The sequence below is a fragment of the Nocardiopsis sp. NPDC055824 genome, from assembly GCF_053616335.1.
The window spans coordinates 1-7,818 of sequence record NZ_JBSHDN010000257.1; the positions used below are offsets into that span (position 1 = coordinate 1).

The window sequence follows — 7,818 nt, forward strand, 5'->3', positions numbered from 1 at the left end:
GGGGCTCCCCGCCCACCGCGCCCCGACGGGCTACAGGTCGATGCCCACGATGTCCTCCGGCCGCACCGGTGCGTGCGTCAGCGGACGCCCCGTCGCCGCGCGCACCGCGGCGACGACCGCCGGGGTCGACGACAGCGTCGGCGGCTCGCCGGCGCCCCGCAGCCCGTACGGCGCGTGCGGGTCCGGATGCTCCAGGACCTCGATCCGCATCGGGGGCGTGTCCAGGATCGTCGGGATCAGGTAGTCGGTGAACGACGGATTGCGGATCACGCCGTCCTCCACCAGGATCTCCTCCATCAGCGCCAGGCCCAGGCCCTGGGCGGACCCGCCCTGGATCTGCCCGGCCAGCTGCTGAGGGTGCATCACCTTGCCGACGTCCTGCACCGCGTCCAGGGCCACCACCTTCACCAGGCCCAGGTCCACGTCCACGTCCACCACGGCGCGGTGGACGCACATCCCGAACTGGGTGTGCGAGGCGCCCTGGCCCAGCAGCGGGTCGAGCATCTCGGTGGGCCGGTGGTGGAACTCACGGGTCTCCTCGACCACCACACCGCCCTGCGCCGCCTCGCCCAGCAGGTCCGCCAGCGACACCAGCGCTCCGGCCGTCGCCGACACCACCTTGCCGCCGGCCAGGGCCAGGTCGGTGTCGGGCAGGTCGCCGGGCACCAGCCCGCGCTCGCGGGCCAGGGCGAACACGGCGGCGCGCACCGACGCGCACGCCGTCCTGACGGCGCCGCCCGTCATGTACGTCTGGCGAGAGGCGGAGGAGGAGCCCGCCGAGCCCACCTGGGTGTCGGAGGGGTGGATGACGACCTTCTCCACGCCCAGCTCGGTCCGGGCGATCTGCCCCTTGACCGTCACCAGCCCCTGGCCGACCTCGGCCGCGGCGGTGTGCACCATCACCACGGGCTCGCCCGCCACGACCTCCAGCCGCACCCGGGCGGTGGAGTAGTCGTCGAAGCCCTCGGAGAAGCACAGGTTCTTCAGCCCCACGCCGTAGCCGACGCCGCGCACCACGCCCTCGCCGCGGGTGGTCCCCGCCACCCCGCCGGGCAGGGTGCGTAGGTCGCCGGGGTCGGGCAGCGCCCCGCGCTCGGGCGGCATCGGCAGGTCGCGGCAGCGCTGCAGCATCTCCGCCATGGGCAGCGGCATGTCGATCTCCTGGCCCGTGATGATCCGCGAGCCCTGCGACAACGCGTTCTTGATCCGCAGGTCCACCGGGTGCATCCCCAGCTCGGCCGCGAGCCTGTCCATCTGCGACTCGTAGGCGAAGCACGCCTGCACCGCGCCGAACCCCCGCATCGCGCCGCACGGCGGGTTGTTCGTGTACACGCCGTAGGCGTCGACCAGCACGTTGGGCACCTCGTAGGGGCCGATGCCCAGCGAGGACGCCACACCCACCACCGCGGGAGTCGCCGACGCGTACGCGCCGCCGTCCACGACCACCTCGGCCGTGGCGTACAGCAGCCTGCCGTCGGACGAGGCGCCGTGCTCGTAGCGCATCTTCGCCGGGTGCCGGTGCACGTGCCCGTAGAAGGACTCCTCGCGGTTGTACACGAACTTGACCGGCCTGCCGGTGCGCAGCGCCAGCAGGCAGGCGTGGATCTGCATCGACAGGTCCTCGCGCGCGCCGAACGCACCGCCCACGCCCGCCAGGGTCAGCCGCACCTTGTCCTGCGGCAGCCCCAGGGCGGGGGCGATCTGGCGCTGGTCCACGTGCAGCCACTGGGTGGCCACGTACAGGTCCACCCCGCCGTCCTCCGCCGGAACGGCCATCCCCGACTCCGGGCCCAGGAAGGCCTGGTCCTGCATGCCCACCTCGTACTCGGAGGACACCACCACGGCGGCCTCCGACCGCAGCCTCTCCAGCACCGCGCCCTCGCGGGCGGCCGCCCCGGCGGCCTCGGCGAACGCGCCCGTGCGGATCGGCTGGTGGCGCAGCCGGTTGCCGCGCTGGTTGAACTCGGGGTGCTCGGGCAGCGACCCCGCCTCGTGCACCGGCGGGCAGTCCGGGTCCATCGCCGCGCGCCGGGAGTCGGTGACCGGCTCCAGCACCGCGTAGTCCACCCGGATGCGCTCCATGGCGCGCCGGGCCGTCTCCGGGTGGTCGGCGGCGACCACCGCGACCGGCTCCCCCTTGTAGCGGACCTTGCCGAAGGCCAGCACCGGCTGGTCCTGGAACTCCAGCCCGTAGCGCTTCTCGCCGGGCACGTCCTCGTGCGTGAGCACCGCGTGCACACCCGGAACCTCCAGGGCCCCGGTGACGTCGATGCCGCGGATCTCGGCGTGCGGGTGGGGACTGCGCAGGGTCGCCCCCCACAGCATGTCCTCCATCCACATGTCCGAGGAGTACGCGAACTCACCGGTCACCTTCAGCGTCCCGTCGGGACGCCGCGGGCTCGCGCCCACCCCGTCCTTCGTGGTGCTGGTCAGGCCGGTCACGGTACGGGTCGTCGCCGCCATCAGCGGTTCACCTCCTGTGTCAGTGCGCGGTGCGCGGCCCGGCCGCGCGCGGCGGCCGTCTCGGCGGACAGGGTGCGGAGCTCGCCGCGGTCGACGACGGTGCTCCCGCCGACCCAGAGCCGCTCCAGCGGCGGGGTGGGGCCGAAGACCGCCGCCACCACCGGGTCGGCGACGACGTCGTAGCCGAACCCGTCCACCCGCCACAGCGCGATGTCGGCGAGCTTGCCGACCGTCAGCGAGCCCAGCTCCGCGTCGCGGCCCAGCACCCGGGCACCGCCCAGGGTGGCCATCTCCAGGGCCTGGCGCGCGCTGAGCGCCTGCGGGCCCTTGCGGGCACGGGCCATCAGCAGGGCCTGGTGCATCTCCCCCGCCAGGGGCGTCAGCTCACTGGAGGCGGGGCCGTCCACGCCCAGCCCGACCCGCACGCCCGCGTCCAGCAGCTCGGTGACCCGGCAGATCCCCGCGCCCAGGCGGGCGTTGGAGGTGGGACAGTGCGCGATGCCGGTGCCCGTCGCGGCGATCCTCGCGATCGCCGCGTCGGACAGGTGCACGGCGTGCGCGAACCACACGTCCTCGCCCAGCCAGCCCAGCTTCTCCGCGTACTCCACGGGGGTGCAGCCGAACTCGGCCAGGCACTGCTCCTCCTCGTCGAGGGTCTCCGCCAGGTGGGTGTGCATCCGCACCCCCCTGTCCCTGGCCAGCGCCGCGCCCTCCACCATCAGCTCCCGCGAGACGGAGAACGGCGAGCAGGGGGCCACGGCCACCCGCGTCATCGCGTCGTCGGCGCGGTCGTGGTAGGCGTCGATGGCCGCGGCGGTCCCGGCCAGCGCCCCCTCCAGCGTCTCGACGACGCCGTCCGGGGGCAGTCCGCCCTGGCTCCGGCCCCGGTCCATCGACCCCCGGGCCAGGTCCAGGCGCACCCCCACCTCGCGGGCGGCCTCCACCTCGGCGGCCACGATGTCCCCGCGCCCCGAGGGGTGGATGTAGTGGTGGTCGGAGGCGGTCGTGCACCCGGACAGGGCCAGGTGGGCCAGCCCGGCCGAGGTCGTCCCCGAGACCACGGCGGCGTCCAGGCGGCCCCAGATCTCGTAGGACCCCACCAGCCACTCGAAGAGCGTGCCGTCGGCGAACAGCCCCTGCGTCGCCCACTGGTAGAGGTGGTTGTGCGTGTTCACCAGGCCCGGCGTGGCCAGGCACCCGCGCCCGTCCACGCGCTCGGCGCCCGGGGCCGCCGGGGCCGGGCCCGCGCCCACGGCGGTGATCCTCCCGTCGCGCACCACCACGTGGCCGTCGGCGTACTCCGCCCCGTCGACGGTGACCACGTGCGCGCCCTCCACGACCACGGCCCGGCCGGTCCCCGCCACGGTGTCCGCCGCGCTCATGCCCCGCCCCCGGTTCCCGCATGGCGCTCGGCCGCCAGGTGCACCGCGTCGATGATCTTCTCGTACCCGGTGCACCTGCACAGGTTGCCCGCCAGCGCCTCCCGGATCTCGGCGTCGTCCGGAGCGGGCAGGCCCGCCCCCACGGTCCGCTCCAGCAGGTCGTCGGTCTGGACGAGGAGCCCCGGCGTGCAGAAGCCGCACTGGACCGCCCCCGCCTCGACGAACGCGTCCTGCACCGTGCCCAGCTCGCGTTCGGGGCCCTTGCCCGACCCCTGCGCCAGGCCCTCCACGGTACGCACGCGGCGCCCCTCGGCCTGCCCGGCGGCGATCATGCACGAGCACGCCGTCACGCCGTCGAAGTACACCGTGCACGAACCGCACTCGCCCTGCTCGCAGGCGTTCTTGCTGCCCGGCAGGCCCAACCGCTCACGCAGCACGTACAGCAGGCTCTCGCCCGGCCACACGTTGTCGGCGGTCACGTCCTCGCCGTTGACGTTGAAACTCACGCGCATCGCGTGGCTTCCTTCCTGTAGTCGGTGACGGACCAGCTCAGAGCGCGGCGCGCCATCACCGAGAGCGCGTGCCTGCGGTACCCGGCGCTGCCCCGCTGGTCGTCGATGGGACGGGAGGCCGCGGCCACCAGCTCCCCGAAACGGCGCACGGCCGCCTCCGGGAGCGGTGCGCCGCCCTCCCAGTCGAACTCCCCGGCCAGGAACTCCTCCGCCGCCTCGGCCCGCAGCGGTGTGGGGCCGGCCGAGCCCAGGCCGGTGCCCACGGTCCTGCGCTCCGCGTCCAGCGCCAGGGAGAAGGAGGTCACCGCGATGACCATCGCGTTGCGCGTGCCGATCTTGGCGAACTGCTGGGGCCCCGACGGCTCGGGCAGCAGGACCGCCGTGATCAGCTCGTCGTCACGCCTGGCCGTGGTCCGGAACGACAGGTAGAACTCCCGGGCGGGCACCCGGCGCCTGCCCCGCACCGACGCCAGTTCGATCACGGCGTCGGTGGCGAGCAGCGGCGGGTGCGCCTCCCCCGCGGGGGAGGCGCCGCCAAGGTTGCCCCCCACGGTGCCGCGGTTGCGGATCTGCGGGGAGGCCACCGAGCGGGAGGCCTTGGCCAGTGCCGGCGCCGCCGCCGACAGGTGCTCGATGATCCGGGTGTAGGGCACACCCGCGCCGAGGCGTGTGCAGCCGTCCTCGGCGCCCCACTCGGCCAGTTCGGGGATCCGGGTCAGGTCGATCAGGGCGGCCGGGCGCCGCTTGTCGAAGTTGAGTTCCACCATGACGTCGGTGCCGCCCATGATGGGCAGCCCGTCGGGATGGGCGCTCTTCGCTTCGAGCGCCTCCTCCAGTGTGGAGGGGCTCAGGAATTCCATGCTGGTCCTCGTCGTCGGGGTTCGGTCAGGTCGTCGGCGGGCGCGCAACCCCTGCTCGGTCCGTTGCTGTTGTGAAGTACAACACCGATACACGGGCCCGGCCAGAACGTGATGACATGAAGTGATCCTGGAACGAACCGTTAGGGTTGGGCGTTTCCTACAAGCGGCGTTTCCGAAAAACCTTCCCACCGCCGCCCACCGGTCACGGGCGAACACCCGTCCGCACAAGCACAGAAGGACGTCAATGCAGATCAGTGAGCTGCTCGCCATCAAGCGGCTGCACCTGAGGTTCCTGTCGGGAGCGGAGCACGCGCACCGCACCCTGCGGTGGGCGTACACCACCGATCTGCTCGACCCGGCCCGCTACCTGCGCGGCGGGGAGTTCGTCCTCACGGGCATGATGTGGCGTACCCGCCCCCAGGACTCGGAGGCCTTCGTGTCCTCCGTGGTCGGGGCCGGCGCCGTCGCCCTGGGGGCCGGCACCGCCCTGGGCGAGGTCCCCGACGACCTGGTGGAGGCCTGCCGGGCCTACGACATCCCCCTGGTCGAGGTTCCGGCGGAGACGTCCTTCGGCGCGGTCACCGAGGAGGTGCTGCGCTCCCTCACCCAGCGCCGCTTCACCACCATCGCCGAGACCCGCGACCGCCACCGCCGGCTGATGGCCGACGTCGCCGCCGGGGCCGACTTCTCCGACGCGCTCACCGCCGCCACCGCGCAGGAGGGGCGGACCGCCTGGGTGATCTCCTCCACCGGGCGCCACGTCGCCTCCTCGGGGGCGCCGCTGCCGGAGGCCGACCGCGAGTGGATCGCCGCCAAGGCGCTCACCTGGCAGGACTTCCCGCACACCACGCGCCTGCCGGAGGAGGGGGGCCGTGTCCTGACCGTGGTCCCCGTCCAGACCAAGGAGTCCCACCCCCTCGCCACCTGGCTGATGGTCTGCGCCGGCGACCACACCGCCTGGACCGACGAGGAGCACGAGGCGGTCGCCGAGCTCGCCTCCGTCGCGGGCCTCGCCCGCAGCCGCGCCGACGAACGCGCGCTGGCCGACGCGCGCCACCTGGAGGGGCTGCCGCGCCTGCTGGCCGCACAGCGCTTCGACGAGGTCACCGAGCTGATGCGCGGAACCGGGACGGCCACGGGCGCCGACGAGGGGGGCCACGTCGTCGTGAGCGCCGTCATGCTGCCCGAGCCCCGCGTGCCCGACCTGCCCCGGCGGGTGGTCACCGAGCTCGTCGCCGACCACCCCGGCGCCGTCGTCACCGGGGACACCGACACCCTCGCGATCCTCCCGGTGGCCGGCGCGGGGACCGACGCCCGCGCGCGGGCCGAGGAGATCCGCGCCCGGCTCCTCCACCGCGCCCGGGTGCTGGACGGCGGCCTGCTCGACCACCGCCTCGCCATCGGTCTCAGCTCGGCCGCCCGGGGCATCCCCGAGCTGCGCGGCGCCGCCGTGGAGGCGCGCCACGCCCGGCGGCTGGCCGAGCTCCGGGGCGGACGGTCCCGCGTGATCGCCGGGGCCGAGATCGACTCCCACGAGCTCCTGCTCGCCTCGGTCCCCGAGGAGGTCCAGGCCTCCTACCGGGAGCGCCTCCTGGGACCGCTGCTCGCCTACGACCGCGACCACCGCTCCGAGCTGGTGGACACCCTGGAGCGCTTCCTCGCCCACTCCGGCTCCTGGCAGCGCTGCGCCGCCGCCATGCACGTCCACGTCAACACCCTGCGGTACCGGATCGGACGGGTGGAGGAGCTGACCGGGCGGGACCTGAGCAGCCTGGAGCACAGAGTGGACCTGTTCCTCGCCCTCAAGCTCCGCGACTGAGGGGACGGCGCCGGATGTCACCGGCGACCGCTAGGGTCCTCGCGATGAGTACCGACCCTTCCTCTCCAGAGACCACGGACGCGGACCTGTCCGACTCCGACCTGCGCGACGTCCTGGCCGACGCCGTATCCGCCCCGCGCGTGTTCACCCGGTGCGACCTCTCCGGCGCCGACCTGAGGGACACCGACCTGACCGATGCCGTCTTCGCCGACTGCCGCATGGACGGCGCCCGGTTCGAGCGCGCCGTCCTGGACGGCGCGAGGTTCACGGGAGGAGGGGCGCCCGGGGCTCTCTTCACCGGGGCGGAGTGCGCCGACACCCGCTTCGAGAGGATGGACCTCGCCAACACCCGCTGGCAGGGCGCGCTGCTCACCGACACGGTGTTCACCGGGTGCCGGCTCACCGGCGCGGGGCTGACCTCGCTGCGGGGGATCGGCTACACGTTCTCCCAGTGCAACATGATGCTGGCCCGCTGCAAGGGGCTCTCGCTGCGCGGCCGCACGCTGGAGGGCCTGCGCCTGGACGAGGCCGACCTGGCGAGCGCCGACCTGCGGGAGACCGTGTGGAAGGAGTCGCGCCTGCGCGGCGCCAACCTGGTCAACGCCAGATTCGCGGGCGCGGACCTGCGCGGGGCCGACCTGGGCGAGCTCGGCCTGGACCAGGCGGGGTACCTGCGGGGGGCCAACATCAGTCCGGCCCAGGCCGGCCTCATCCTCGGCGCCCTCGGCATCACCGTCGTGGAGTAGGAGCCCTTCGGGCCGGGCCGTCGCGCACCTCGCGGA

Annotated in this window: 6 protein-coding genes; 2 read left to right on the plus strand and 4 right to left on the minus strand. The window is 74.0% G+C overall.

Going from position 1 to position 7,818, the window contains the following annotated elements; translation table 11 throughout:
• Positions 1–30: 30 nt before the first annotated feature.
• From pucD to ACWGL3_RS29365, 4 genes are read right to left on the minus strand one after another with little or no spacing between them, the layout of a single operon-like run.
• Positions 31–2,463 (minus strand): xanthine dehydrogenase subunit D, encoded by a 2,433-nt coding sequence (gene pucD / locus ACWGL3_RS29350; RefSeq protein WP_267944535.1) that lies wholly within the window; start codon positions 2,461–2,463, stop codon positions 31–33.
• Entirely contained in the window at positions 2,463–3,845 is a 1,383-nt protein-coding gene (locus tag ACWGL3_RS29355; RefSeq protein ID WP_267944534.1) for an 8-oxoguanine deaminase, read from the minus strand. Before ACWGL3_RS29355 ends, pucD begins: the two co-directional genes overlap by 1 nt.
• A complete protein-coding gene (locus ACWGL3_RS29360) occupies positions 3,842–4,357 on the minus strand; it encodes a (2Fe-2S)-binding protein (protein ID WP_267944533.1) in 516 nt (171 codons plus the stop codon). Before ACWGL3_RS29360 ends, ACWGL3_RS29355 begins: the two co-directional genes overlap by 4 nt.
• The gene (locus ACWGL3_RS29365; protein ID WP_267944532.1) at positions 4,348–5,217 is read right to left on the minus strand and encodes an FAD binding domain-containing protein; all 870 of its coding nucleotides are present in this window, start codon (positions 5,215–5,217) and stop codon (positions 4,348–4,350) included. The genes ACWGL3_RS29360 and ACWGL3_RS29365 overlap by 10 nt, the downstream gene beginning before the upstream one ends.
• 244 nt (positions 5,218–5,461) lie before the next feature.
• On the opposite strand from ACWGL3_RS29365, the gene ACWGL3_RS29370 reads away from it, so the two are divergent.
• Both ACWGL3_RS29370 and ACWGL3_RS29375 read left to right on the plus strand, forming a co-directional pair.
• Positions 5,462–7,036, plus strand: coding sequence for a PucR family transcriptional regulator (locus ACWGL3_RS29370; RefSeq protein WP_452462035.1), 1,575 nt, complete (start codon positions 5,462–5,464; stop codon positions 7,034–7,036).
• Positions 7,037–7,080: 44 nt separating this feature from the next.
• Entirely contained in the window at positions 7,081–7,782 is a 702-nt protein-coding gene (locus ACWGL3_RS29375; RefSeq protein WP_267944530.1) for a pentapeptide repeat-containing protein, read from the plus strand.
• Positions 7,783–7,818 lie beyond the last annotated feature (36 nt).

Excerpts from the sequence above, each read along its gene's own strand:
- pucD (WP_267944535.1), bottom strand. The coding sequence starts at position 2,463 with ATGGCGGCGACGACCCGTACCGTGACCGGCCTGACCAGCACCACGAAG.
- ACWGL3_RS29360 (WP_267944533.1), bottom strand. The coding sequence starts at position 4,357 with ATGCGCGTGAGTTTCAACGTCAACGGCGAGGACGTGACCGCCGACAAC.
- ACWGL3_RS29365 (WP_267944532.1), bottom strand. The coding sequence starts at position 5,217 with ATGGAATTCCTGAGCCCCTCCACACTGGAGGAGGCGCTCGAAGCGAAG.
- ACWGL3_RS29375 (WP_267944530.1), top strand. The coding sequence starts at position 7,081 with ATGAGTACCGACCCTTCCTCTCCAGAGACCACGGACGCGGACCTGTCC.
- ACWGL3_RS29370 (WP_452462035.1), top strand. The coding sequence starts at position 5,462 with ATGCAGATCAGTGAGCTGCTCGCCATCAAGCGGCTGCACCTGAGGTTC.
- ACWGL3_RS29355 (WP_267944534.1), bottom strand. The coding sequence starts at position 3,845 with ATGAGCGCGGCGGACACCGTGGCGGGGACCGGCCGGGCCGTGGTCGTG.